The following is a 24043-nucleotide window of genomic DNA, read 5'->3' as shown; positions in this document are numbered from 1 at the left end:
CCAGGGCGCAGGGACTTCGCGAAGGGACAGTGGCATGGCAGAGCGCTTCGACCGGATCTGGCATAACGCCCGGCTCGCCACCATGCGGGCGGATCGTCCCGATCTCGGCGAGATCGAGCAAGGCACCATCGCGATACGCGACGGCCGCATCGTCTATGCCGGCGCTGCGGCGGATTTTCCTGGCGATGCCGACGCCATCCAATGGATCGACTGCGAGGGGCGCTGGATCACGCCAGGCCTCGTCGATTGCCACACCCATCTGGTCTACGGCGGCAGCCGCGCGCATGAATTCGAACTGCGCCTGAAGGGCGCAAGCTACGAGGAGATCGCGCGCGCCGGCGGCGGCATCGTCTCGACGGTCGCCGCGACTCGCAAGGCGAGTGAGGCCGAGCTTGTCGCGAGCGCGTTGCCGCGGCTGGATGCATTGATCGGCGAGGGCGCAACCACGGTTGAGATCAAGTCCGGCTATGGCCTCGAGACAGAGACCGAGATGCGCCAGCTTTCTGCTGCGCGCAACCTCGGCCGCCGGCGGAAAGTTACGATCTGCACATCGTTTCTCGGCGCGCATGCGCTGCCGGTGGAGGCCGGTGGTGACAAGGATCGCTACATCGATCGCGTCTGCAGGGAGATGCTGCCGGCCGTCGCAAAGGCAGGCCTCGCCGATGCTGTCGATGCCTTCATGGAGGGTATCGCGTTCTCGGCCGAGCAGACGGCGCGGGTATTCGAGGCGGCGCGAGGGCTGGGTCTGCCGGTGAAGTTGCACGCCGATCAACTCTCGAATCTCGGCGGCGCTGCGCTCGCTGCCAAATTCTCTGCGTTGTCGGCCGATCATCTCGAGCATACCGACGAAGCCGGCGCTGCCGCGATGGCGAAGGCCGGAACGGTCGCCGTCCTCCTGCCCGGCGCGTTCTACTTCATCCGCGAGACGCAAAAGCCGCCGGTGGAGGCGTTCCGCAAGCACGGCGTTGCCATGGCGCTTGCGACCGACAGCAATCCCGGCAGCTCGCCGCTGACCTCGCTGCTGCTCGCCATGAACATGGGCGCGACGCTGTTCCGGATGACTATCGCCGAATGCCTCGCCGGCGTCACCCGCGAGGGCGCGCGTGCACTCGGCGTGCTCCATGAGATCGGCACGCTCGAAGCCGGCAAATGGTGCGACCTCGCGATCTGGGACATCGAGCGGCCCGCCGAGCTGGTCTACCGCATCGGATTTAATCCGCTGCACCGGCGGGTGTGGAGGGGGCAATGACGGAGCCGAACGCCGCGATCGTCGTCAAACCCGGAGAGGTCAGGCTCGATGATCTCGCGCGCGTGCTTGCGGGAGCGCCCGTCGTGCTCGACCCGTCATTCTGGCCGCGCGTCGCGGCGGCGGCGAAGATCGTCGCAAAGGCGGCTGAGGCTACGACGCCCGTCTATGGCATCAACACCGGTTTCGGCAAGCTGGCTTCGAAGCGGATTCCGCCTGATCAGACCGCGCTGCTCCAGCGCAATCTCATTGTTTCGCATTGCTGTGGGATCGGTCCTGCAACTCCGGACCCGATCGTGCGGTTGATGATGGCGCTGAAAATCGTCTCGCTCGGGCGCGGAGCCTCCGGCGTGCGCGGCGCGGTGATCGAGCAATTGCAGGCCATGCTGGCGCGCCGCGTTTATCCGCTGGTGCCACAACAGGGCTCGGTCGGCGCCTCCGGCGATCTCGCGCCGCTTGCGCATATGACCGCGGTGATGATCGGCGAGGGGCAGGCGATCGTCGACGGCAAGATCGTGTCAGGGGGCGAGGCACTTGCTGCCGCCGGCCTTGTGCCACTGACGCTCGGCCCCAAGGAGGGCCTCGCGCTGATCAATGGCACGCAATTCTCGACTGCTTATGCCATATCTGGCGTGCTGCGTGCGTTTGGTCTCGCCCGTGCGGCACTGGTCACCGGTGCGCTGTCGGTCGATGCCGCCATGGCCTCGACCGCGCCGTTCCGCCCCGAGATCCAGGCGCTGCGCGGTCTTCCCGGCCAGGTCGCTGCGGCCGCGACGCTGACCGCGCTGCTCGATGGCAGCGACATCCGCCTGTCGCATCTCGAAGGCGACGAGCGTGTGCAGGATCCCTATTGCCTGCGTTGCCAGCCGCAGGTCGCCGGCGCCGCGCTCGATCTGATCACGCAGGCCGCGCGCACGCTGATCGTCGAGGCCAACGCGGTGACCGATAATCCCTTGGTGCTGGTCGAGACCGGTGAGATCGTTTCCGGCGGCAATTTCCACGCCGAGCCAGTCGCCTTCGCCGCCGATACGATCGCGCTGGCGCTGTCGGAGATCGGCGCGATCAGCGAACGACGCATCGCGACGCTGGTCGATCCCGCGCTCAATTTTGGCCTGCCGCCGTTCCTCACCCCGGATCCCGGCATCAATTCCGGCTTCATGATCGCCGAGGTCACGGCGGCTGCGCTGTATGCCGAAAACAAGCAGCGTGCCGCGGCCTGCTCGATCGATTCGACGCCGACCAGCGCCAACCAGGAAGACCATGTTTCGATGGCCGCGCATGCCGCGCGACGACTGTCGGACATGGCCGACAATCTGGCCTCCATCCTCGGCATCGAGCTTCTGGTCGCCGCCCAGGGCATCGCGCTGCGCGCACCGCACGCGACCAGCGCGCCGCTGGTGGCGGTCATCGACAAGCTTCGCGAGCAGGTGCCCGCGCTCGGCGCCGACCGCTACATGGCCGGCGATCTCGCCAAGGCCGCGGCGCTCATCGAGACCGATGCGCTGCCGACCATCGCGCTCACTGCGCTCTCATCTGATCCGTTTCCAAGACTCGACTAAGGGGTGTTCCGCATGAACCGCCGACTGGACAACGACCGCACCATCCGCGCTCCCCGCGGCAGCGAGATCAGCGCCAAGAGCTGGCTGACGGAAGCACCCCTGCGCATGCTCATGAACAATCTCGATCCTGATGTCGCCGAGCGCCCGAGCGAACTCGTCGTCTATGGCGGCATCGGCCGCGCCGCGCGCGACTGGGAGAGTTTTGACCGCATCACGGCCGCACTGCGCAAGCTCGAGAACGACCAGACCCTGCTGGTGCAATCCGGCAAGCCGGTCGGCATCTTCCGCACCCATGCCGATGCGCCGCGCGTGCTGATCGCGAACTCCAACATCGTGCCGCATTGGGCGACGCTCGATCATTTCAACGAGCTCGATCGCCAGGGCCTGATGATGTACGGCCAGATGACTGCAGGCTCCTGGATCTATATCGGCAGCCAGGGCATCGTGCAGGGCACTTACGAAACCTTCGTCGAGGTCGGTCGTCGCCATTATGGCGGCAGCCTTGCGGGCAAGTGGATATTGACCGCCGGTCTCGGCGGCATGGGCGGCGCGCAGCCGCTGGCGGCGACCATGGCCGGCGCCTCGATGCTCGCGGTCGAATGCCAGCCGAGCCGCATCGAGATGCGGCTGCGCACCGGCTATCTCGATCGCCAGGCGGCGACGCTCGACGAAGCGCTCGCACTCATGGCGGACGCCGCAAAGACGAAGAAGGCCGTCTCGGTCGGTCTGCTCGGCAATGCCGCCGAGATATTCCCGGAGCTGGTCCGCCGCGGCGTCAAGCCCGACATCGTCACCGACCAGACCAGCGCGCACGATCCGATCAACGGCTATCTGCCGAAGGGCTGGACGCTTGCCGATTGGGAGGCCAAGCGCGCCTCCGATCCGAAGGGCGTGGAACGCGCCGCAAAAACCTCGATGGTCGAGCATGTCCAGGCCATGCTGGATTTCCATGCGCAGGGCATTCCGACGCTCGACTATGGCAACAACATCCGCCAGATGGCGCAGGACATGGGGCTGACAAACGCGTTCGATTTCCCTGGCTTCGTGCCCGCCTATATCCGCCCCCTGTTCTGCCGCGGCGTCGGGCCGTTCCGTTGGGCCGCGCTGTCAGGCGACCCTGAGGACATCTTCAAGACAGATGCCAAAGTGAAAGAGCTGATGCCCGACGACAAGCATCTGCACAATTGGCTCGACATGGCCAAGGCGCGCATCAAGTTCCAGGGCCTGCCGGCGCGGATCTGCTGGGTTGGTCTCGGCGATCGTCATCGCCTGGGGCTTGCCTTCAACGAGATGGTCGCGCGCGGCGAGTTGAAGGCGCCTGTCGTGATCGGCCGCGATCATCTCGACAGCGGCTCGGTGGCAAGCCCCAACCGCGAGACCGAGGCGATGAAGGACGGCTCGGACGCGGTGTCCGACTGGCCGCTGCTCAACGCGCTCTTGAATTGCGCCAGCGGCGCCACCTGGGTGTCGCTGCATCACGGCGGCGGCGTCGGCATCGGCTATTCCCAGCACGCCGGCATGGTGATCGTCGCCGACGGCACGCCGGAGGCCGCCAAACGCATCGAGCGTGTGCTCTGGAACGATCCTGCCTCCGGCGTCATGCGCCATGCGGACGCGGGCTACGACATCGCGATCGATTGCGCCCGTGACAAGGGGCTCGATCTGCCGAGCCTTTCGAAGTAGCCAACAGGCCAATCTGCCTCAGGACACGACCTTGGTTGCGCCGTGGTCCAGCCGCTCGCGCTCGTTGGCGAGATAGTCCCCGATCGCCGCGCCCGGCATGGGCTTTGCGAAGTAATAGCCCTGCACGAAGTCGCAGCCGAGGCGGCGCAAGGCATCGAGCTGGGCGCGGGTTTCGACACCCTCGACCACGCAGGCGATCTCCATGTCGTCGCACAGGCCGGTCAGCGATTTGATGATCTTGTGGCTCACGGGATTGTCGTTGATGTCGGCGACGAAGCTGCGGTCGATCTTGAGCTTGTCCAGCGGCAGGCGATGCACGTGGCTCAGCGAGGAATAGCCGGTGCCGAAATCATCCAGCGAAATGCCGCAGCCCATCGCCTTCAGCGCCGCGATCGACTGTTCAGCGCGCGCGAAGTCGAAGGTCACGGCGGTCTCGGTGATCTCGAAGTCGAGCCGGCGCGGCGGCACGCCGCTGTTCTCGATGATGGCGATCAGCGGCAGGATGCCGTCGGGCGAGCAGATGTCGTGGGCCGAGAGATTGAACGACAGACGGGTATGGTCCGGCCAGGTCCGGGCGGCCGCGAGCGCGCGCACCAGCAGCGCCTGCGTCAGGGTGCGGATCAGGCCGATGCGCTCGGCGGCCGGGATAAAGTCGGCCGGCGAGACCCGGCCGAGGCGGGGGCTCTGCCAGCGCGCCAGCGCCTCGAAGCCCGCGGTATGCTCGCTCATGGCGTCGACGATCGGCTGGAACATCAGGTCCATCTCGGCGCTGAAATCGGCCGTGCGCAGCAGGGTCTCGATCACGCCGCGGCTGCGGATCTCGGCCTCGTGCTCGCTCGAGAAGATCACGGTACGCCCGCGCAGATGACGCTTGGCGTGGTAGAGCGAATAATCGGCGCATTCATACAGTGCTTTCGCCGTCGGCGCCGAGCGCGGGAAGAGTGCAAAGCCGATTGAGCACGACAGGCCGGTATGGGCGGTGTCGAGCTGGTAGGGCAGCTTGACCAGCTCGCAGATGCGTTCGCCGAGCCGCTCGAGGTCGGCATCCGCGGTGTCGCCGCAGACGACGAGACCGAACTCGTCGCCGCCGAGGCGGGCGAACTCCACCCGCTGCGGGCCGAAGCCTTCGCAGACATCGCGGATGCGACGGCCGGCCTCGATCAACACGCGGTCGCCGACCGAATGGCCGTAATTGTCGTTGATCGGCTTGAAGCCGTCGAGGTCGATGATGCCGACCGCAACGCTCACGTGCCTGCACTCGGCGTCACTAAAGGCGCTCGACAGCTCGGCGAAGAAACGGCGGCGGTTCGGCAGCTCCGTGAGGGAATCCAGATTGGCGAGACGGAAGTTCTCGTCCGACAGCTCCTGGGTCGCCGCCTGCTGCACCAGCAGCGATTTGCGGCTGGCGACGAGATCGGCGAAGTCGCGATAATAGATGAACAGCACCGTCACCATGGCGCCGGAGACCAGGAGGTTGTTGACCGCCATCGCCTTCAGCGTCGGTTCGCCCGTGGCCCAGAAGAACAGCACATAGGGCACGTCGACGACGAGCGTCACGATCAACCCAGCCGAGCGCAGATGCATCAGCGAGAAGATGCAGCCGATCACGGTCACCGCCATGTAGAAGGCCACCTGGCTCTTGGCGAAGGGATCGCCATAGGGGTAGAGCGCGAACGACCAGGCGGTGAAGCCGGCTCCGATCGGCAGGGCCATCCAATTGGTGGCGCGCAGATTGCGCAGGATGTCGGCATCGCTGCGGACGAGATGGCGCTGGGTCAGCCACCACAAGGTGCGAAGCGCGGCGAGCACGGTCAGCAGGCTCGGTATGATCATCGTCAGCCAGTCCGGGGCGACGTTGAGGTAGGTATAGGCCAGCGCGATCGTGTTGCTGATCAGGATGAAGTAGAGCAGCGGGATCTGCTTGGAGAAAGCATCGAACTGCGCGCGCGCCAGGTCCGGGTCGTCAGACACGCGAAACAGCTGCATCGCAGTGGCGAAATAGGCTCTCAAATCGACGGCAGGCATAGCAATATGCGCCCCAAATCCCTTCAAAAACGAAGATGATCTTGCATAGCGGGGGTAAAGAGCGCGTTAGATTGGTTCCCTCCGGGAACTCGCGTCCTGGTTGTGTGTCACTCTCGGACGGGCAGGGCGCGTGCATTGGTGAGGCGGTATTAAGGATGTGACCCGCAAGCGACCCGCGTCTGGTGGGGCAGCTCGGCCGAAATCGATCGCGGCTACGTTCTGCTAACCATAGCGTCCTCGGCCCCGTGGCGCGCACCGATGTCGCGGCGGTCATCGTTGCGTCATCGCAGGCGGACAAGGATCAGGCGAGCGCGGACTGGCGTTCCCGCACTGGCTCACGGCTGCGATCGGCGCTGCGCGGTTCGGCGAGCCGGGTAAAGCTGCGCTGGCCGGCATGCACGGGCGCCTCGACGACGACACCTTCGCACACGATCTGCCCGCCGAGCATCTTGAATTCGAGCTTGTCGTAGCGCGGCATGGTCCCGCCCGGCTCGGGCGGCAGCAGCCCGATGCGGCCCTGGATGTTGAGCGTTGCATCGCCGGTGCCATGCAGCCGCGGATTCCACATCCTGATCCCGGTCTCGGCCCAACGTTGCCGGATCAGCGCGGCGCGATCGGCGGGCTCGACGATCTTCGCGCGAAGCTTCTTCGGAGCGGGCGCCGGAGGCGGCTCGACCTCTGCGGCGACGACGGGTGCGTCGGCGATCGTCTCCTCAGCGACGTCGGCCGCGATGGGTGCGGGATCGGCTGCGACGAGCGGCTCGATTTCCATCACGACATCACGAGCGGGCTCGTTGTCGATCCTGACCTCGGTGACGGCAGGCGCCGCGATGTCGACCACGACGGCGGGCGTCGCGTCGACGGCTTCGATCTCCTCGGAAGCGATGGATCCGGGATGGTGTTCAACGATCGGCTCGGAGGCCTCGACCGGAACGGTCTCGACCTCGACCGGAGAAATAAAGACCTGCTCTGCAACATCGGGCGCAACCTCCGCATCATCATCCGACGATGCATCGCTGCTGATGACAGGCTCTTTCGGTTCGATCGCTTCGACTTCGGCGGATGAGGCCTGCGCCACTTCCACGGGTTCGGGTTCGGCGTTCGCCAGCAATTCTACGGGCAGGTCGCTGCTGACGGCAGGCTCGGGAACACCGACGGCTTCGACCTCGGCGGATGAGGCCTCTTCCACGACGTCGAGTTCAACGCTCGCTACGAGTTCTACCGGCGGATCGCTGCTGATGGGTGCGGGCGCGGCTTCGGCGCACGTCTGCAGGGATGGATCCTCGCTGCCGTTCGTCTCGACGGTCGGAGCGGCTTCTTCGATCGCGGTCACAATCGGCTGCTGATCCGCAGCGCTCGGCGTCAACTCGATGCTGCCGCCCTGCGGCGCGGGCCGAAGCCGGTTGAAGGCCCATTTCACCGCAGGAATGCGGCTTAGCAACGATATCAGTCTCGAAAGCACTGGGAGTTGTCCAAGAGATACTCAGGGCCGTGGGCTTCAGCTGATTCGCCAGCAATGCGAAAAACTGCCCCGGCCGTCACGCCCCTGTCAATTGAGGCGGGACCAATTGCAGAACATCTGCACAGCCCCGCGCGCCATTGCGTTCATTCGAAATGCGTCGATGCAAGCGGATCCGCGTCGTGATCCGGCAGATGCGACGACGCAAACGGCATGACAGCGTGCTCCGCTTTGCGGCCTTGCGGATGCGCCACCCCATGCTTGCGGAGCGGCGCCATGGTCAGTGCTTCACAGTGCGTGGCTTCGCCGCCCCAAGCGCAGTCTATGCTTGAGGACTGTCCGGGCCAGGCCTGCGCTGGGCCCGCGCTCGCGAGCGACACGATGATCCGGAAGGCGGCGATGATGTTCGTCTTTGTCATGGGAGGCTCCGAACTGTTCTATCCCTAGGGATCGTTCGGAACGTGCGATATTCCTCGCTGCCACGTGGTCGCGGCACTGATCACGCGAGGTTCAACCGTCGTGACGCAGGCGTGAAGCGCCCGCCAACGCTGTTGCCAGGCACTCCGCCCTCATCCTGGAGGCGGGCGGCTCGAAGGATGTGCCGCAGGAGCCCAATGTCGGGCTTTCCCGCGTCATCCTCTCCGTTTAATGGGAATCATCTGGACGTGAGGACGATGTCATGAAGAAGCTTGCCGCCGTCGCCGCGGCTCTGATCTGGTCGACATGCGCATGGGCGCAGGCCGGCAGCATCACCGTGGCCTCGACGACGTCGACGGAGCAGTCCGGCTTGTTCGGTTATCTGCTGCCGCTGTTTACGAAGGCCACGGGAATCCAGGTGAAGATCGTCGCTGTCGGCACCGGCCAGGCGCTCGATATCGGGCGGCGCGGCGATGCCGACGTTGTGTTCGTGCATGACAGGCCGGCCGAAGACAAGTTCATCTCGGAGGGGCAGGGCGTGAAGCGCTTCGACGTCATGTACAATGATTTCGTCATCGTCGGCCCGAACAGCGATCCCGCAAGGATCGCGGGCGACAAGGACGTCGCCGACGCGCTGCGCAAGATCGCAGCTGCGAGGGCCACGTTCATCTCGCGCGGCGACAAATCCGGCACGCATGCCGCCGAGCTGCGGCGGTGGAAAGAAGCGGGCATCGAGCCGGCCACCGGCAAGGACAGCTGGTATCGCGAGATCGGCCAGGGCATGGGCCCGGCGCTGAACATGGCCTCGTCGTCGAATGCCTATCTGCTCTCAGACCGCGGCACCTGGCTGTCGTTCAAGAACAGAGGTGAGCTTGCGATCCTGACCGAGGGCGACAAGCGGCTGTTCAACCAGTACGGCATCATGCTGGTCAACCCGGACAAGCATCCCAACGTCAAGGCAAAGGACGGGCAGGCCTTTATCGACTGGCTGATCTCGCCAAAGGGACAGGATGCGATCGCCGGATACAAGGTCGGCGGCGCGCAGCTATTTTTCCCCAACGCGCCCCACTAGCAGGAAGGCGACGGTCGACACGGCGACGCTGAGCGCGAGCAGGATCAAGCCTAGGCCGAGCGCCAGCGGCAGGTCGCCCTTGCTGGTCTCCAGCGCAATCGCCGTCGTCATCGTGCGGGTGAAGCCGCTTATATTGCCGCCGACGATGATGATGGCGCCGACCTCGGCGATCGCTCGTCCGAACGCGGCGAGGAAGGCCGTCAGCAGCGACGTCCGGCCGAGCGCGAACAACAGGCCGATGCTGCGCAGCGTCGAGAGCCCGTCGATACGCGCGAGGTCGCCATATTCGGCCCATAGCAGGCTTGCGGGCCGGTGCACCAGCGCAACCACGATTGGCGTTGCCAGCAGCGTCTGCGCGATCACCATGGCTGTCGGCGTGAACAGCAGGCCGGCCGCGCCGAGCGGGCCGGAGCGCGACAGCAGAAGATAAAGCGCGAGCCCCACCACGACCGGCGGCAGGCCGAGCAGCGCGTTGGTCAGCACGATAATGACCTGTCGGCCGCGAAAGCGCGTGATCGCCAGAAAAGCGCCGAACGGCGCACCGATCAGCAGCGCGATCATGCCGGCTGTCAGGCTGACGCGCACCGATAGTGCGACGATGCCGAGAAGCTCGGGATCGCCTTCACCGATCAGCGTGAATGCGGCAACGATGGATCGCGCGAAATCGTTCATCCGGCCTGATGCCTCAGGGCCGGGTGCAGTGATCGATATTGCGGCTGCGAAGTTGCGTCACGCTGGTCCCTGACCTTCATGCCATCAGTCACAGAATACCCGGCACGAGCGGTTTGGAAACTCCAATCGTTCACGCCGCGCGCTTTGCGCTTGCTCCGCCCCACAGCCAGCTTGCAAGCGGAAGGGCGAGGATCGCTCCGATGAGCTGCGCGGAAATGAACGCCGGCACGCCATGCGGCGCGATGCCTGCAAACGTATCGGACAGCGATCGGGCGATGGTGACGGCGGGGTTGGCGAATGATGTCGAGGCCGTGAACCAATAGGCCGATGTGATGTAGAGGCCGACTGCATAGGGAACGGCAGCCGAGGCTTTCGATGCGACGCCAAAGATCGTCAGCAGCAGGCCGAAGGTTGCCACGGCTTCGGCGAGCCATTGTCCCGCGCCGCTGCGCTCGTTCAGCGAAATCTGAAGGACGGCAAGCCCGAACATCAGATGCGCGATCCACACCCCGATGATCGCGCCCGATATCTGCGCGGCGATATAGATCACCGCATCGATCCAGGCCGTCTCGCCGCGCAGGGCCAAGGCCAGCGTCACCGCCGGATTGAAATGCGCGCCCGAGATGGGCGCAAACATCAGGATCAGCACGACGAGCATGGCGCCGGTGGGAAGCGTATTGCAGAGCAGCGCCAGCGCGCCGTTTCCGCCGGCAAGCTTCTGGGCCATGATGCCCGAGCCGACCACCGCGGCGAGCAGGAACGCCGTTCCCAGCCATTCGGCAAATGCGCGCTGTGCAAGACGCGGCGTCATCAGGCGCCGCGGTCCAGCCTGATGCGCTCGCCGTCTTCCTTGACGAATTCGCCGTGCTGAGGCGGCAGAAGCTCCAGCACCTCCTCGGAGGGCCGACAGAGTTTTACGCCCATCGGCGTCACCACGATCGGCCGGTTGATCAGGATTGGATGCGCCATCATGGCGTCGAGCAGCTGGTCGTCGGTCAGGTCAGCCTTGTCCAGCCCAAGCTCGGCGTAGGGCGTGCCCTTTTCGCGCAGCAGCTCGCGCACCGAGAGGCCCATGCGTACGACAAGCTGCCGCAGCAGCGCGCGGGAGGGCGGCGTCTTGAGATATTCGATCACATGCGGCTCGATGCCGGCATGCCTGATTATGGCGAGCGTGTTGCGCGAGGTGCCGCAGGCAGGATTGTGGTAGATGATCACGTCCATCGCCGATACCCTCAACAGCAGGCCGATATCTGATCATGTGCAACATCGTCGACGGACACGTGAACGTGCAGGCGCTTCATGGTCTGTCCTTTCAGGCCGGAGTCTTGCTGCGCTTTCGCGCGGGTTTCGAAGACGGGGGTGCGCATGACACGCCGCCGCAGCAGTTTTCCGTGAGGAAGCCGACCAGTGCGTTCATGGTCTCGAACCGCGCCGCATAGATCATCGAGCGTCCTTCGCGCCGGACCGTCGCAAGGCCGGCCCTGCGCAGCCGGTCGAAGTGAAACGTCAACGTGTTTGGCGCGAGCTCCAGCGCTTCGGCGATCGCACCCGCGGTCATGCCGTCGGGCCCGGCCTGAACCAGCAAACGGTAGACGTCGAGACGGTTGTCCTGCGCCAGCGCGGCGAGCGCCGTGACGGCATCTGTCTTTTCCATATTTCAACGATTATTGAAATAATAACAAATGTCAATCGAATTTCGACGACTCGTCGCGACGCCACCGATCGCGGCACACTCGTGGACGAGCGTATACTTTTGAACACTCGCACACGGATGGTAAGGTTCCCTGAAGAGGTTGTTCTTGAATCTGTGTCTCGAACGTGTCCCACTCATCGTGGGATGAGCGGATCTCGGTCGATATCAAGTGCAGCTTTGCGAATTCTGGCAGCCATCGTGGCTGGCGGATATCTGCTGGCGGGCGTTCAGGCCTTCGCCCAGGAGGACAAGAAGACCGACGATGACAAGCCGGCCGATCCGGATACGGGCGAGAGCACGGTTGAGGAGAAAACCCTCGGGCTGTTGCCGAACCCGCTGCAGAAATATGGGGTGAAGTTCGCGGCGACTTACATCGGAGAGGTGCTGGGCAACACCTCCGGCGGCGTCAGGCAGGGCGCGATCTACGAGGGTCGTCTGAATCTCGCCGTCGATGCCGACCTCGACAAGCTTGTCGGCCTCGACAAGCTGACCTTTCACGCCAACATGTTCCAGATCCACGGGGGCGGCCTGTCGCGCGATAATCTGCAGAACTTCTTCGTCGTGAGCGGAATCGAGGCGCTGCCATCGACCCGGCTCTACGAGGCCTATTTCGAGAAGCAGTGGGGTGAGAAGAAGGTCTCGCTGAAGCTCGGCCAGCTCGCGGCCGACAGCGAATTCTTCAACACCAAATACACCGACGTCCTCACCAACGCCTCGATGGGCTGGCCGGCGATCACCTCGCTCGACCTGCCGAGCGGCGGCCCGTCGCCACCGCTGGCTGCGATGGGCGCGCGGCTTCTCGTCAACGTCACCGACCAGCTCACCATCCTCGGCGGAATCTTCGACGGCGACCAGGCGGGGCCCGGGCCGGGCGATCCCCAGCAACGCAATCGCTACGGTGTCAATTTCCGCGTCAACGATCCGCCACTGCTTCTGGGCCAGATCCAGTACGCCTGGAACAACAAGAAGGGCGATCCCAATCTTACCGGCCAGATCAAGTTCGGGGGCTGGCGTCATCTGGGCGCATTCGCCGATCAGCGATTTGCGTCCAACGGTGTATCGCTCGCAGCGCCCGCGAGCAGCGGCGCGCCGATGTTGCTGTCCGGCGATATCGGCGGCTGGGCCGTCTTCGAGCAGCAGCTCTATCGCGTGCCTCACAGTGACGATCGCGGCATCGGCGTCTTTGTCCGCGCCTCCGGCGCGCCGGCCGATCGCAACCTGATTGATCTCTATGCCGATGGTGGCGTCGAGTTCGTCGGTCTCGACGGGCGGCGCCCGGACGACAAGTTCGGGATCGCTGCCGGTTACGCCCATGTGTCCAAGCGCGCCCAGGCTCTCGACGCGGACTATCGGGCCCTTGTCGCGCCGGATTGGCCGGTCCGCAGTTTTGAAGGATTACTCACCGCTGTCTATCAATATCAAATCAGGGATGGCTGGACGGTTCAGCCGAATTTCCAATACATCATTCATCCCGGCGGCGGCGCAACGCCGCCGTCCGGCCCGCTCGCCGGCAAGGCGCTGCGAAACGCATCGGTGTTCGGGCTGCGGACCACGCTGAAATTCTAGGCGCGCTCACGAGCGCCCGGCCTTTCCTGCGCCCTCGGCAATTCCAGGGAGCGAAACCGGCCGCAAAAACTCGGGCCGATCAGGCCGCGAGACCGCGAAATCATGCCTCGTCGAGGAGGAAAGGCGGCTTTATTCTCGCCCCGGATGCGCTAAGGAAGAGGCTGGATGCGGTGCAGCAGGTGAGGCGCCGCGGCTCGAAATTCATCCAGCCGGGCGCGCCACCACAGGGCGGGCCCGCTCAACGAGAGGATATTCCATGATCAATACCGTTGGCATCATCGGAGCAGGCACCATGGGCAACGGCATCGCCCAGGTCTGCGCCGCGGCCGGGCTGTCGGTCGTGATGGTCGATATCTCCGATGCGGCGGTGAACCGCGGCATCTCGACCGTCGGCGGCAGCCTCGAGCGCCTGGTCAAGAAAGAGAAGATCTCGGCGGCCGATCGCGAGGCGACGCTCAAGCGCATCACCGGCACCACTGATCGGGCCAAGCTGGCCGACTGTGATCTCGTCATCGAGGCCGCGACCGAAAACGAAGAGCTGAAGGTCAAGATCCTGAAGGACCTCTGCGCCACGCTGTCGCCGCGCACGCTGGTTGCGACCAACACCTCGTCGATCTCGATCACCAAGCTCGCCGCCGCGACCGATCGCCCGGATCGATTCATCGGCATGCATTTCTTCAACCCGGTTCCGGTCATGCAGCTGCTGGAACTCATCCGCGGCCTGCAGACCTCCGACGACACCCACGCCAAGGCGCTCGACTTCGCCCAGCGCGTCGGCAAGGTGGCCATCACCGCGAAGAACAGCCCCGGCTTCGCCGTCAACCGCATCCTGTGCCCGATGATCAACGAGGCGATCTTCGCGCTCCAGGAGGGCATCGCGACCGCTGAAGAAATCGATGCCGGCATGAAGCTCGGCTGCAACCATCCGATCGGGCCGCTGGCGCTGGCCGATCTCGTCGGCCTCGACACCATGCTGTCGGTGATGGAGGTCTTTTATAAGGGCTTCAACGATCCCAAATATCGTCCGGCCCCCTTGCTCAAGGAAATGGTCGATGCCGGCCATCTCGGCCGCAAGACCGGGCAGGGCTTTTACAGCTACGGCGCGTGATCGCGAACAAAGACGCTGCCGTAGGGTGGGCAAAGCGCAAGCGTGCCCACGCATTTTCGCGATGGAGAGAGGCGGTGGGCACGGCGCAAGCGCGCCTTTGCCCACCCTACGATACTGATCGAGGAGCAGGCGCCAGGCCGAAATGCCCCCGCTCAACCCTCCAATTTGCGCTGGGACAAAGATGTCGCGCGCAATTGGCCTGACAATGTCGAACGGGCGGATCGCGGGAACAACGAAACGGAAAACAAAGACAATGTCGGATCGACTGAAGGCCGAGCGCGAGGCGGCGGCCGTGCGGCGGAACCTCTTGACCCAGGATGCGATCGAGCGCACCGGGATCACCGAGGAAATGATCGGGGAACTCGTGACCCGTTTCTACGGCCGCGTGCGTGAGGATGCATTGCTTGGGCCTGTCTTCGCGATCGTGCAGAATTGGGACGAGCATCTCGCCAAGCTCAAGGACTTCTGGTCCTCGGTGGTGCTGATGAGCGGTCGCTACCACGGCTCGCCGATGCGGGCGCATATGCCGCTGAGCCTTGTTGGCGATCATTTCGACCGCTGGCTCGACCTGTTCGAGCGGACCGCGCGCGAGGTCTGCCCGCCGCCGGCAGCCGGCCTGTTCATCGACAGGGCACGTCGTATCGCCGACAGCTTTGAGATGGCTTCGGCGACGATCGCCGGTCGCATCGCCGCGCCGCGCCACGTGCTTAGGTCCTGAAATACAGAATGCCTTGCTCGATAGACGTGCAGTTGAATCGCATCGCAATTGCATCGCGCTGCTAGCGGCCGCGTTGCACCAATTCCCGCATCATCGGCCTGATCTGCAAAATCGTCATGCCGGTCGCGTGGCATGATGTTGCAACGGCAAAATGCTTTTGAATGCGTACAATCGTGTTCGCTCAAAGCGAGCAAAGCCATATTGATGCACTGCGGCGCCAATTCTTCGCCTTCATTTCGGCAGACTTCCAGCGCCTGCTAGCGTGCATGTCGAATGCACCATCCAAAATCGCATCGTCATCCTCCGACAACATTGCGGAACCTGAATCATGCGCGGAGCAAACGCGGCGAACGCTGCTGCTCGGTGCGCTCGCCACCACCGCGTGTCTTGGCTGTTCCGCACCGGTGCGCGCGGGCGAGGATCCGCCCGGCTCGGACGAGCGGCCGCAGAAGGGCGATTTGCTCGTTCTCTCCGAAGGCGACAACGAAGGTCAGCTCGTCAAGCCGGCCGATCTCAAGCTGGGCGGCCCTCCGGTTCGCGCCTGGCCGAAGGATCCAAAGACCTCTGTCGTCCGCAGCGGCTCACGCCTGAACGAGATTCTTGTCGTGAAGCTCGATCCGAACGAGCTCGATGAGACCACGCGCGCACGCGCAGCCGACGGTATTGTTGCCTATTCGGCGGTCTGCGCGCATGCCGCCTGTCCGGTTTCCGAATGGGTGAAGGCGGATCAGGGAGGCGACATGACCGTCTTCAAGTGTCCCTGCCACAACTCCGAATATGATCCACGCCAGGGCGCCCAGGTCGTGTTCGGACCCGCGCCGCGACGCCTCGCGGCACTGCCGCTGTCGTTGAGCGAAGGTTCGCTCTCCGTCGCCGCTCCCTTCATCGGAAAGGTAGGTGGCGCGCAGCCTGGATGACACGCCGCGGGTCGCCCCCGCGCGCCACAACAGATCGCGCCCGCCAACGAGCGGGCGACGAGACGAACGACAAAAATTCAATTCACAAGAATTCAAAAGGGGAAACGTCCAATGAGCACAAGGCAATGGTTTTTGTCGGGCTTCGTCGCCTTCACATCTGTCGTCTCGACCGCTGCCATCGCCGGCCCGATCGAGAATTACGCGCCCGTCACCCAGCAACGCCTGGAAAATCCGGAACCCGGCAATTGGATGCTCTATCGCCGCACCTATGACGGACAGGGCTATAGTCCGCTCGACCAGATCAACACCTCGAATGTGAAAGACCTGACGCCGGTCTGGACATTCGCCACCGGCGTGGTCGAAGGCCATGAGGCGCCGCCGATCGTCAACAATGGCGTGATGTTCGTGGCAACCCCGATGGGCCAGGTCATCGCGCTGAACGCGAAGACCGGCGACGAATACTGGCGCTACAAGCGCCAGCTCCCCGACGATCTGTTCCAGCTGCATCCGACCAGCCGCGGCGTCGGCCTGTGGGAGGACAAGCTCTATCTCGCCACCACCGACGACCACGTCGTCGCGCTCGATGCCAACACCGGCAAGGTGGTGTGGGACACCAAGGTGCAGGACTACAAGAAGGGCCAATACATGACCCTGATGCCGCTGATCGTTGACGGCAAGGTCATCGTCGGCGGCTCCGGCGGCGAGTTCGGCGTGCGCGGCTATGTCGCCGCCTACGATGCCAAGACCGGCAAGGAGCTGTGGCGCACCTTCACCATTCCGGGCGAAGGCGAGCCCGGCCACGACACCTGGCAGGGCGACGACTGGAAGAACGGTGGCGGCTCGGCCTGGATGACCGGCACCTACGACAAGGACACCAAGACCATCTATTGGGGCGTCGGCAACGCCGCGCCATGGCCCGGCGAGATGCATCCCGGCGACAATCTCTACACATCGTCGGTGCTCGCGCTCGATCCCAACAACGGCAAGATCAAGACCTATCACCAGTACCACCAGAACGATTCCTGGGACTGGGACGAGGTCGATGCGCCGATGCTGGTCGATCTCCAGCGCGACGGCCGCAGCATCAAGAGCCTGATCCACCCGGGTCGCGATGCCATCTTCTGGGTGCTCGAGCGCACTCCGACCAAGATCAACTATGTCGCCGGCTGGCCGTTCGTTTCCACCGACGTCTGGAAGGGGATCGAGGAGAACGGCAAGCCGATCGTCGATCCCGCGCACAAGCCCGTCGTCGGCAAGCGCGTCGAGTTCTGCCCGTCGCTGTGGGGCGGCAAGGACTGGCCCTCGGCGGCCTACAGCCAGAAGACCGGCCTCGTCTACGTGCCAGCCAACGAGAATTTCTGCGGCGGCTTCACCGGCGAGAAGATCCCGCTCAAGCCCGGCGAGCTCTGGCTCGGCACCAAGCCGGAAGACATCGGCCTGAAAGCCAAGTCGGGCGCCGATCATTTCGGCGAGCTCCAGGCCTGGGATCCCGCGACCGGCAAGAAGGTGTGGCAACACAACTTCCCGAAGTCGCAGCTGTTCGGCTCGGTCACGGCCACCGCAGGCGATCTCGTCTTCGCCGGCGGCACCAACGACCGCAACTTCCGCGCCTTCAACGCCAAGACCGGCGAATTGTTGTGGGAGCAGAAGACCAACTCCGGCATCATGGGCATGCCGATGTCCTATGAGATCGACGGCACGCAATACGTCGCGATCCAGTCGGGCTGGGGCGTCGACGCGCAGCGCATCCAGGACGCGCTCGCGACCAACAATATCGGCATCGAGTCCAACGTGCCGCAAGGCGGCGTGATCTGGGTGTTCGCGCTGAAGAAATAAGCTCCGCAGGCGGATCGAGAGACGCGGAGCGACAAGGGGGCAAATGCGGCGGACGGCAACGTCCGCCGCATTTTGCGCGGGCTCGGAGCTACTTCCCCTCGCGCTCGACCTTATCCTTGGCTTTCTGATTCATCTCCCGGACCTTCGGGTCGCTGGGCGTCTGCCCGGTCGTCTGGGTGGTCGAGGCGGGTGGGGCGCTGGCGTTGGGCAGCGAGCTCTGGTCCGGCGCGGTGGGGCGCGTCGCCGTGGTCGGCGGCGTGGTGGTGCTGCTCTGCGCGAACGCTGCCGCAGCGGTCAAAAGAAAGGCGCTCGACAGCAGCGAGACTGCGAGCGCCTTAGGAATGTTGATCATCGATCTGCTCCTGTCAGATCGAAGACAAACGGCGCGAGGCCGCTTGTGTTCCGTTACGCCTCCAGTTGCTTGCCGATCGGAAGCGCGCGGATGCGCTTGCCGGTTGCCGCGAAGATCGCGTTCATCAGCGCCGGTGCGAACGGCGGCACGCCGGGCTCGCCGACGCCGCTCGGCGGCGTGTCAGGTCCGGGGGGCACGATGTGGACGTTGGTCACCAGTGGAGCCTCGTCGATCCTGACGAGCTGGAAGTCGTCAAAATTTTTCTGCTCCACCTTGCCGTCCTTGAAGGTGACCGCGCCATATTTGGCGAGGCTCAGGCCCATGATCGCGGCGCCCTCGATCTGCGAGGCGATGCGCTCCGGGTTGACATAGGTGCCGCAGTCGATCGCGGTGTCGACCCGCGGCACCGTCAGCTTGCCCTTCTCGTCGACGGCCACCTCGACGATGGTAGCGATATAGCTGACGAAGCTGCGGTGCACGGCGATGCCGAGCCCGTGGCCCTTCGGCACCTGACGGCCCCATTCGCCCTTCTCGGCGACCAGCTCGACCACCTTGCGCAGGCGCGCGGTGTCGATCGGGTAGCTGTCATAGGGCTCGCCGTAGTTCCAGAGGTCCTTGACATTGGGCTTGACGATGCGCGGGCTGCCGATCAGCGCGAGCAGCGTCTCCTTCTGGTCGCGGCCGGTCGCATTGGCGATCTCGCCGACCATGGACTGCACCGCGAAGGCGCGCGGGATGTTCGAGACCGATCGGAACCAGCCGATGCGAGTGAACGCCGCGGCTTCCGGATTCTCGCAGGAGATGTTGGCGATCTCGAACGGCATGTCGACGAGACCCATGCCAAGCTCGAACGACGCCGCATGGTTGGCACCGGCCGCGAAGGTCGAGGCGATGGTCGGCGCCACGCTACGATGCCGCCAGGCGATCACCTTGCCGTCCTTGTCGAGGCCGGCCTCGATCCGCTCCACCGAGACGGTGTGCAGGAAGTCGTGATGGAGGTCGTCCTCGCGCGTCCACTGCACCTTCACCGGTACGCCGAGCTCTTTCGACAGCAGCGCGGCCTCCAGCGCAAAGTCGCATTTCGACTTGCGGCCGAAGCCGCCGCCGAGCAGCGTGACGTTGACGGTGACATTGGCCTCGGGGATGCCGAGGGTCTTGGCGACATCCTCGCGGGTGCCGCCGGGGCTCTGCACCGGCGCCCAGATCTCCGCCTTGTCGCCCTTGACGTCGGCGACCGCGACCGGCGGCTCCATGCTGGCATGGGCGAGATGCGGCAGATAATATTCGCCTGTTACGACCTTGGCGGCGGTTTTCAACGCGGCGTCAGCGTCACCCTCCTGGCGCACGACGAGGCCCGGCTTGCGCGCGGCCTCCTCGAGCTCCTTGCGGTAGGCGACCGAGTCGTATTTGCCGTTGGCGCCGTCATCCCAGACCAGCTTCAGCGCGTCGCGGCCCTTGATCGCGGCGCCGGTGTTGCGCGCGATCACCGCGACGCCGCCGAGCGGCTGGAATTTTGACGGCCACGGCCAGCCCTGAACCTTCAGCACCTTCTCGACGCCGGGCACTTTCAGCGCCGCGTCCGGATCGAATGAGGTGAGCTTGCCGCCGGTGACCGGCGGGCGCGCGATCACGGCGTATTTCATGCCTGGTAGCCGAACGTCGGCGCCGTAGCGGGCCTTGCCGGTGGTGATGTCGTGGAGATCGACGATGCCGACCTGGCCCTTGCCGAGATAGCGGAAATCCCGGGGGTCTTTCAGCTTGAGGCCTTCGACAGCCGGCACCGATTCCTTGGCGGCATCGGCAGCCAGCTCGCCAAAGCCGAGCTTGCGTCCGCTGCTGCTGTGAACGACCTCGTGATTGACCGCCTTGACCTCGGTCGCCGGCACGTTCCAGCGCTTGGCCGCGGCCTGCTCCAGCATGATGCGGGCGGAGGCGCCGATCTGGCGCATCGGCATCAGATAGTGCCGCGTGCTGCGCGAACCATCTGTATCCTGGTTGCCGAACTTGACCTCGTCGCCATGGGCCTGCTCGACCTTCACCTTGGACCAGTCGGCCTCCATCTCCTCGGCCACGATCAGCGGCAGGCTGGTGCGCACGCCGGTGCCCATCTCGGAGCGGTGGGCGAGGATGGTGACGGTGCCGTCAGGCGCGACCGCGACGAAGACGCGCGGATCGACGACGACGCCGTGCGGCATGTTGCCGGCGCCGGTCTCATAGGCAAAGGCCTGGCGCGTCATCACGGGTGCGGCGAGCACGAAGCCGCCGGTGATGCCGAGCCCCTTCAGGATGCTGCGGCGCGAGACCTTCTCGACCTTGATGTTCTTTTCGAAGCCACGGAGCTTGCCGGGATTGTCGATGAAATTCATGTCACACTCCCGTCGATGCGAGGTGGACGGCGTTTTCGATACGCTGATAGCAGCCGCAGCGGCAGATGTTGCCCGACATCGCCTCGCGGATCTGGTCATGCGATGGCTTGGGATTGTCCATCAGCAGGGCCGCGGCCTGCATGATCTGGCCGGCCTGGCAGAAGCCGCATTGGGGGACGTTGACCTGGCGCCAGGCCTTCTGGACGGGATGATCTCCGCTCGGATGCAGCCCCTCGATCGTGGTAACCTCGCGCCCCGCGACGTCGTTGATCGAGGTGATGCAGGAGCGCACCGCCTCCTTGTCGACGATGACGGTGCAGGCACCGCACAGCGCTTGGCCGCAGCCGAATTTAGTGCCTGTGAGCCCGGCTTCGTCGCGCAGGAACCAGAGTAATGGGAGATCCGGGTCGCCGTCCCAGCTCTGTTCCTGGCCGTTGATCTTCACCTTGATCATGATAGTCCCTCGCTCTTCATAAGCTTGCTGATTTCGACATGGCCGATTTCGATCGGCGCAATGTCCGTAGCGTCGTGTGACCGCATTCCGGCTCGTCATCCCACACGAGCAGGTCCCGGCGGGAAGCTGTAATGCGAATCGTGATGTCCTGATGTGCGCGATACCTCCCGTTTTGTTCTTGTTTGATTGAATTCGTTCGGCATCGTGGCGACGCGAACCGTAGCAGGAAACGCGCCGGACCGGCGTTCACGGCCGGGTGTCCTTGGCGTGAACAGATTGCATCGGGGGTTTGTCAAAAGCAGGGCGCGGCAGCGGCTCGCGCGACGGCGATCGCAAAATCGAAGAGTGAAAAAAGCTTCGTCCGCCAGAGGGACTGGGCGGACGAAGCAGTCGTCCTCAGTCGAGGGAGGGAGAATCGCTGGGCCGCGCTGACTTCAAGACCGAAGAGGGCGGCAGCGCGCAGTCATTCAGAGACCAAGACTGAGGGAGCGGAACCCGCTCGTATGCACGAAGCGCATTGCACCCATTCAGCTCGCTGGCGCACCAGCGAGCCGAAGGGACATCGTCAGCGGCTTTGCTCACGCAGCTTTGTCAGGCGGCTTTGGCCTTCGCCACGTGGGTCGCGATCGCATCCATCAGTGCCGGTGACAGGCAGTCATAGGGCTCGAGCCCGATTTCCTTCAGCCGCGAGCGAATGCCGGCCATCTGCTCGGGCTTCACGCCGGATTCGATGACAGAGGAGACGAAGGCGGCGAATTGCGGCGCCTGCCAGCCCTGCTCCTGGAACAGCTCGGGATGGATGAAGTCGAGACCATAGAACGGGTGGTTCTTGTTCTCGATGCGGCCGTACATGTGCGTGCCGCAGGCCTTGCAGGCGTGGCGTTGGATCACCGCGGAGGGATCCACCACCTGGAGCTTGTCGCCGTTCTCGAGCACGGTGACGTTCTGGCGCGGCACCACGGCGACGACGGAGAAGGTCGCGCCCTGCGGCTTCCAGCACTTGGTGCAGCCGCAGGCATGGTTGTGGGCGACGTCGCCCTTGACGCCGACCTTGACCTGATGATCCCTGCATTTGCAGACGAGCGTTCCGCCGGCAAAGTGCCCGGTACCTTGTTTGACGCCGTTATCGATCGATGGGTGGAGTGCAACAGTCATGGGTCGATCCTCCTTCGGGTGACGCTTGTGCTAGAACACGACGACTGAACGAATCGATTTGCCCTCATGCATCAGGTCGAAGCCCCTGTTGATGTCTTCGAGCTTGAGCGTGTCGGTGATCATCGGATCGATCTGGATCTTTCCGTTCATGTACCAGTCGACGATCTTCGGCACGTCGGTGCGGCCGCGGGCGCCGCCGAAGGCGGTGCCGCGCCAGTTGCGGCCGGTGACGAGCTGGAACGGACGGGTGGCGATCTCCTTGCCGGCTTCGGCAACGCCAATGATGATCGAGGTGCCCCAGCCGCGATGGCAGGCTTCCAGCGCCTGGCGCATCACTGTGGTGTTGCCGGTGCAGTCGAAGGTGTAGTCGGCACCGCCGTCGGTCAGGGTGACGAGATGCGGGACGATGTCGCCGGTGAGCTTCTTCGGATTGACGAAGTCGGTCATGCCGAACCGGCGGCCCCATTCCTCCTTGGAGTCGTTGATGTCGACGCCGATGATCTTGTCGGCGCCGGCCATCTTGGCGCCCTGGATCACGTTCAGCCCGATACCGCCGAGGCCGAACACGACGACGTTGGAGCCGGGCGTAACCTTCGCGGTGTTCACCACGGCGCCGACGCCGGTGGTGACGCCGCAGCCGATGTAGCAGCTCTTGTCGAACGGCGCGTCCTCGCGGATCTTCGCCACCGCGATCTCCGGCAGCACCGTGTAGTTGGAGAAGGTCGAGCAGCCCATATAGTGGTAGATCGGCTTGCCCTTGTAGGAGAAGCGGCTGGTGCCATCAGGCATCACGCCCTTGCCTTGCGTCGCGCGGATCGCGGTGCAGAGATTGGTCTTCTGGCTCAGGCAGCTTTTGCACTGCCGGCATTCCGGCGTGTAGAGCGGAATGACATGATCGCCCGGCTTCACCGAGGTCACGCCTGCTCCAATCTCGCGGATGATGCCGGCGCCCTCGTGACCGAGGATCGACGGGAATATCCCTTCGCTGTCGAAACCGTCGAGCGTATAGGCGTCGGTATGGCAGATGCCCGTCGCCTTGATCTCGACCAGGACTTCGCCGACCTTCGGCCCCTCCAGATCGACCTCGACGATTTCGAGCGGTTTCTTGGCTTCGAAAGCGACGGCGGCACGTGTCTTCATCGGTAACTCCTCAAATTCTCGAAGGATGCCAAGACGTAAGTCTCAGATCGGCTGCAAACGTTCACTTCTTGCCCATGCACGAGTCTTCATTCTTGGTGTAGGCGTCGTTCTTGTCCTCATGCTTGCCGGGACGGGCACGGCCCCAGGCGTCGTTGGAGCGGGCGCGCAGATAGACGTAGAGATCGTCCATGTAGCAGGCGACGTTCGGGTTATCGCCGAAGGCCGGCATGACGTTCTCCGAAGCGGTCGAGATGTTCTTGCGGCCGGAGGCGACAACGCCGAGAAAATCGCCATAGCTCATCGTCTTGAGCGAATCCCTCAGTGCGGGCGCATAGGTCGAGCCCATGCCGTCGGGGCCATGGCACACGTGACAGTCCGAGTGATAGCGGCGGTATCCGGAATAGGTATACCAGTCGACGGAGTCGCCGTTGACCTTGAAGGTCGGATTCCCGTCCTTATCGAGCCATTCGCCAGTTTCGTTCTGCTTGACGGCGGCCGGATCGCCCGAGCCGTCCGCGACAGCAATTCCCCCGGACGCAACGAAGATCATCAGAGCCATGACAGAGCAGATTTTACGCAAGAGATGTTCCTCGAAGGCATCCGGT

At 64.3% G+C, this 24043-nt stretch carries 22 protein-coding genes; 9 read left to right on the top strand and 13 right to left on the bottom strand.

Annotation, left to right across the window (positions count from 1 at the left end):
- Positions 1–34: 34 nt before the first annotated feature.
- Genes hutI through hutU form a run of 3 tightly spaced genes read left to right on the top strand, consistent with a single transcriptional unit; the run spans position 35 to position 4488 of the window.
- Positions 35–1249 (top strand): imidazolonepropionase, encoded by a 1215-nt coding sequence (hutI, locus tag HYH07_RS03220; RefSeq protein WP_220001094.1) that lies wholly within the window; start codon positions 35–37, stop codon positions 1247–1249.
- On the top strand, positions 1246–2805 hold the full coding sequence (gene hutH / locus HYH07_RS03215; RefSeq protein WP_220001093.1) for a histidine ammonia-lyase: 1560 nt from the start codon (positions 1246–1248) through the stop codon (positions 2803–2805). The genes hutI and hutH overlap by 4 nt, the downstream gene beginning before the upstream one ends.
- Before the next feature lie 12 nt (positions 2806–2817).
- On the top strand, positions 2818–4488 hold the full coding sequence (gene hutU, locus HYH07_RS03210; RefSeq protein ID WP_220001092.1) for a urocanate hydratase: 1671 nt from the start codon (positions 2818–2820) through the stop codon (positions 4486–4488).
- An 18-nt stretch (positions 4489–4506) separates the two neighbouring features.
- On the opposite strand, the gene HYH07_RS03205 is transcribed toward hutU, so the two are convergent.
- The 3 genes from HYH07_RS03205 to HYH07_RS03195 all read right to left on the bottom strand — a co-directional run bounded on the left by HYH07_RS03205 (position 4507) and on the right by HYH07_RS03195 (position 8391).
- Positions 4507–6513 carry a bifunctional diguanylate cyclase/phosphodiesterase gene (locus HYH07_RS03205; RefSeq protein ID WP_220001091.1) on the bottom strand — a complete coding sequence of 669 codons (2007 nt, stop codon included), beginning with the start codon at positions 6511–6513 and terminating at the stop codon, positions 4507–4509.
- Between the two features lie 301 nt (positions 6514–6814).
- Positions 6815–7933 carry a hypothetical protein gene (locus HYH07_RS03200; RefSeq protein WP_312016626.1) on the bottom strand — a complete coding sequence of 373 codons (1119 nt, stop codon included), beginning with the start codon at positions 7931–7933 and terminating at the stop codon, positions 6815–6817.
- Positions 7934–8118: 185 nt separating this feature from the next.
- The gene (locus HYH07_RS03195; RefSeq protein WP_220001090.1) at positions 8119–8391 is read right to left on the bottom strand and encodes a hypothetical protein; all 273 of its coding nucleotides are present in this window, start codon (positions 8389–8391) and stop codon (positions 8119–8121) included.
- Between the two features lie 260 nt (positions 8392–8651).
- Here HYH07_RS03195 and HYH07_RS03190 point away from each other — a divergent pair, with 260 nt between their 5' ends.
- Positions 8652–9461, top strand: a complete 810-nt coding sequence (locus HYH07_RS03190; protein WP_220001089.1) for an extracellular solute-binding protein — start codon at positions 8652–8654, stop codon at positions 9459–9461.
- Here HYH07_RS03190 and HYH07_RS03185 read toward each other — a convergent pair.
- The 4 genes from HYH07_RS03185 to HYH07_RS03170 form a co-directional block, all read right to left on the bottom strand.
- On the bottom strand, positions 9435–10133 hold the full coding sequence (locus HYH07_RS03185; protein WP_220001088.1) for an ABC transporter permease: 699 nt from the start codon (positions 10131–10133) through the stop codon (positions 9435–9437). The two genes, HYH07_RS03190 and HYH07_RS03185, sit on opposite strands and share 27 nt — an antisense overlap.
- Before the next feature lie 130 nt (positions 10134–10263).
- Complete coding sequence (locus tag HYH07_RS03180; RefSeq protein WP_220001087.1) at positions 10264–10944, bottom strand: MIP/aquaporin family protein; 681 nt, start codon at positions 10942–10944, stop codon at positions 10264–10266.
- On the bottom strand, positions 10944–11354 hold the full coding sequence (gene arsC / locus HYH07_RS03175) for an arsenate reductase (glutaredoxin) (RefSeq protein WP_220001086.1): 411 nt from the start codon (positions 11352–11354) through the stop codon (positions 10944–10946). The genes HYH07_RS03180 and arsC overlap by 1 nt, the downstream gene beginning before the upstream one ends.
- Positions 11355–11445: 91 nt before the next feature.
- Entirely contained in the window at positions 11446–11787 is a 342-nt protein-coding gene (locus HYH07_RS03170; protein WP_220001085.1) for a helix-turn-helix transcriptional regulator, read from the bottom strand.
- A 183-nt stretch (positions 11788–11970) separates the two neighbouring features.
- Here HYH07_RS03170 and HYH07_RS03165 point away from each other — a divergent pair, with 183 nt between their 5' ends.
- The 5 genes from HYH07_RS03165 to HYH07_RS03145 all read left to right on the top strand — a co-directional run bounded on the left by HYH07_RS03165 (position 11971) and on the right by HYH07_RS03145 (position 17971).
- Complete coding sequence (locus HYH07_RS03165) at positions 11971–13392, top strand: carbohydrate porin (RefSeq protein ID WP_220001084.1); 1422 nt, start codon at positions 11971–11973, stop codon at positions 13390–13392.
- Positions 13393–13648: 256 nt separating this feature from the next.
- A complete protein-coding gene (locus HYH07_RS03160; protein ID WP_220001083.1) occupies positions 13649–14500 on the top strand; it encodes a 3-hydroxybutyryl-CoA dehydrogenase in 852 nt (283 codons plus the stop codon).
- Positions 14501–14753: 253 nt separating this feature from the next.
- Positions 14754–15218, top strand: a complete 465-nt coding sequence (locus HYH07_RS03155) for a group III truncated hemoglobin (protein WP_220001082.1) — start codon at positions 14754–14756, stop codon at positions 15216–15218.
- 266 nt (positions 15219–15484) lie between these two features.
- Positions 15485–16135, top strand: a complete 651-nt coding sequence (locus tag HYH07_RS03150) for a ubiquinol-cytochrome c reductase iron-sulfur subunit (protein WP_228749186.1) — start codon at positions 15485–15487, stop codon at positions 16133–16135.
- Between the two features lie 111 nt (positions 16136–16246).
- Positions 16247–17971 (top strand): methanol/ethanol family PQQ-dependent dehydrogenase, encoded by a 1725-nt coding sequence (locus HYH07_RS03145; protein ID WP_220001080.1) that lies wholly within the window; start codon positions 16247–16249, stop codon positions 17969–17971.
- A gap of 88 nt (positions 17972–18059) precedes the next feature.
- Here HYH07_RS03145 and HYH07_RS03140 read toward each other — a convergent pair whose 3' ends face one another.
- From HYH07_RS03140 to HYH07_RS03115, 6 genes are all read right to left on the bottom strand, one after another.
- Positions 18060–18323 (bottom strand): hypothetical protein, encoded by a 264-nt coding sequence (locus tag HYH07_RS03140; RefSeq protein WP_220001079.1) that lies wholly within the window; start codon positions 18321–18323, stop codon positions 18060–18062.
- Between the two features lie 53 nt (positions 18324–18376).
- Complete coding sequence (locus HYH07_RS03135; protein WP_220001078.1) at positions 18377–20689, bottom strand: molybdopterin cofactor-binding domain-containing protein; 2313 nt, start codon at positions 20687–20689, stop codon at positions 18377–18379.
- A 1-nt stretch (position 20690) separates the two neighbouring features.
- Entirely contained in the window at positions 20691–21143 is a 453-nt protein-coding gene (locus HYH07_RS03130; RefSeq protein WP_057750899.1) for a (2Fe-2S)-binding protein, read from the bottom strand.
- 591 nt (positions 21144–21734) lie between these two features.
- A complete protein-coding gene (gene gfa, locus HYH07_RS03125; RefSeq protein ID WP_220001077.1) occupies positions 21735–22298 on the bottom strand; it encodes an S-(hydroxymethyl)glutathione synthase in 564 nt (187 codons plus the stop codon).
- Positions 22299–22328: 30 nt separating this feature from the next.
- A complete protein-coding gene (locus tag HYH07_RS03120; RefSeq protein WP_220001076.1) occupies positions 22329–23438 on the bottom strand; it encodes an S-(hydroxymethyl)glutathione dehydrogenase/class III alcohol dehydrogenase in 1110 nt (369 codons plus the stop codon).
- A gap of 61 nt (positions 23439–23499) precedes the next feature.
- Positions 23500–23988 carry a c-type cytochrome, methanol metabolism-related gene (locus HYH07_RS03115; protein ID WP_057750890.1) on the bottom strand — a complete coding sequence of 163 codons (489 nt, stop codon included), beginning with the start codon at positions 23986–23988 and terminating at the stop codon, positions 23500–23502.
- Positions 23989–24043: the final 55 nt, after the last annotated feature.

Source organism: Bradyrhizobium sp. BR 10261, from assembly GCF_019455395.1.
Lineage (GTDB): Bacteria > Pseudomonadota > Alphaproteobacteria > Rhizobiales > Xanthobacteraceae > Bradyrhizobium > Bradyrhizobium manausense.
This window is presented reverse-complemented; position numbering and strand designations above follow the sequence as displayed.

Coding starts and splice junctions, on each gene's coding strand:
- hutI (WP_220001094.1), top strand. CDS start 35: ATGGCAGAGCGCTTCGACCGGATCTGGCATAACGCCCGGCTCGCCACC.
- hutH (WP_220001093.1), top strand. CDS start 1,246: ATGACGGAGCCGAACGCCGCGATCGTCGTCAAACCCGGAGAGGTCAGG.
- hutU (WP_220001092.1), top strand. CDS start 2,818: ATGAACCGCCGACTGGACAACGACCGCACCATCCGCGCTCCCCGCGGC.
- HYH07_RS03205 (WP_220001091.1), bottom strand. CDS start 6,513: ATGCCTGCCGTCGATTTGAGAGCCTATTTCGCCACTGCGATGCAGCTG.
- HYH07_RS03195 (WP_220001090.1), bottom strand. CDS start 8,391: ATGACAAAGACGAACATCATCGCCGCCTTCCGGATCATCGTGTCGCTC.
- HYH07_RS03190 (WP_220001089.1), top strand. CDS start 8,652: ATGAAGAAGCTTGCCGCCGTCGCCGCGGCTCTGATCTGGTCGACATGC.
- HYH07_RS03185 (WP_220001088.1), bottom strand. CDS start 10,133: ATGAACGATTTCGCGCGATCCATCGTTGCCGCATTCACGCTGATCGGT.
- HYH07_RS03180 (WP_220001087.1), bottom strand. CDS start 10,944: ATGACGCCGCGTCTTGCACAGCGCGCATTTGCCGAATGGCTGGGAACG.
- arsC (WP_220001086.1), bottom strand. CDS start 11,354: ATGGACGTGATCATCTACCACAATCCTGCCTGCGGCACCTCGCGCAAC.
- HYH07_RS03170 (WP_220001085.1), bottom strand. CDS start 11,787: ATGGAAAAGACAGATGCCGTCACGGCGCTCGCCGCGCTGGCGCAGGAC.
- HYH07_RS03165 (WP_220001084.1), top strand. CDS start 11,971: ATGAGCGGATCTCGGTCGATATCAAGTGCAGCTTTGCGAATTCTGGCA.
- HYH07_RS03160 (WP_220001083.1), top strand. CDS start 13,649: ATGATCAATACCGTTGGCATCATCGGAGCAGGCACCATGGGCAACGGC.
- HYH07_RS03155 (WP_220001082.1), top strand. CDS start 14,754: ATGTCGGATCGACTGAAGGCCGAGCGCGAGGCGGCGGCCGTGCGGCGG.
- HYH07_RS03150 (WP_228749186.1), top strand. CDS start 15,485: ATGTCGAATGCACCATCCAAAATCGCATCGTCATCCTCCGACAACATT.
- HYH07_RS03145 (WP_220001080.1), top strand. CDS start 16,247: ATGAGCACAAGGCAATGGTTTTTGTCGGGCTTCGTCGCCTTCACATCT.
- HYH07_RS03140 (WP_220001079.1), bottom strand. CDS start 18,323: ATGATCAACATTCCTAAGGCGCTCGCAGTCTCGCTGCTGTCGAGCGCC.
- HYH07_RS03135 (WP_220001078.1), bottom strand. CDS start 20,689: ATGAATTTCATCGACAATCCCGGCAAGCTCCGTGGCTTCGAAAAGAAC.
- HYH07_RS03130 (WP_057750899.1), bottom strand. CDS start 21,143: ATGATCAAGGTGAAGATCAACGGCCAGGAACAGAGCTGGGACGGCGAC.
- gfa (WP_220001077.1), bottom strand. CDS start 22,298: ATGACTGTTGCACTCCACCCATCGATCGATAACGGCGTCAAACAAGGT.
- HYH07_RS03120 (WP_220001076.1), bottom strand. CDS start 23,438: ATGAAGACACGTGCCGCCGTCGCTTTCGAAGCCAAGAAACCGCTCGAA.
- HYH07_RS03115 (WP_057750890.1), bottom strand. CDS start 23,988: ATGATCTTCGTTGCGTCCGGGGGAATTGCTGTCGCGGACGGCTCGGGC.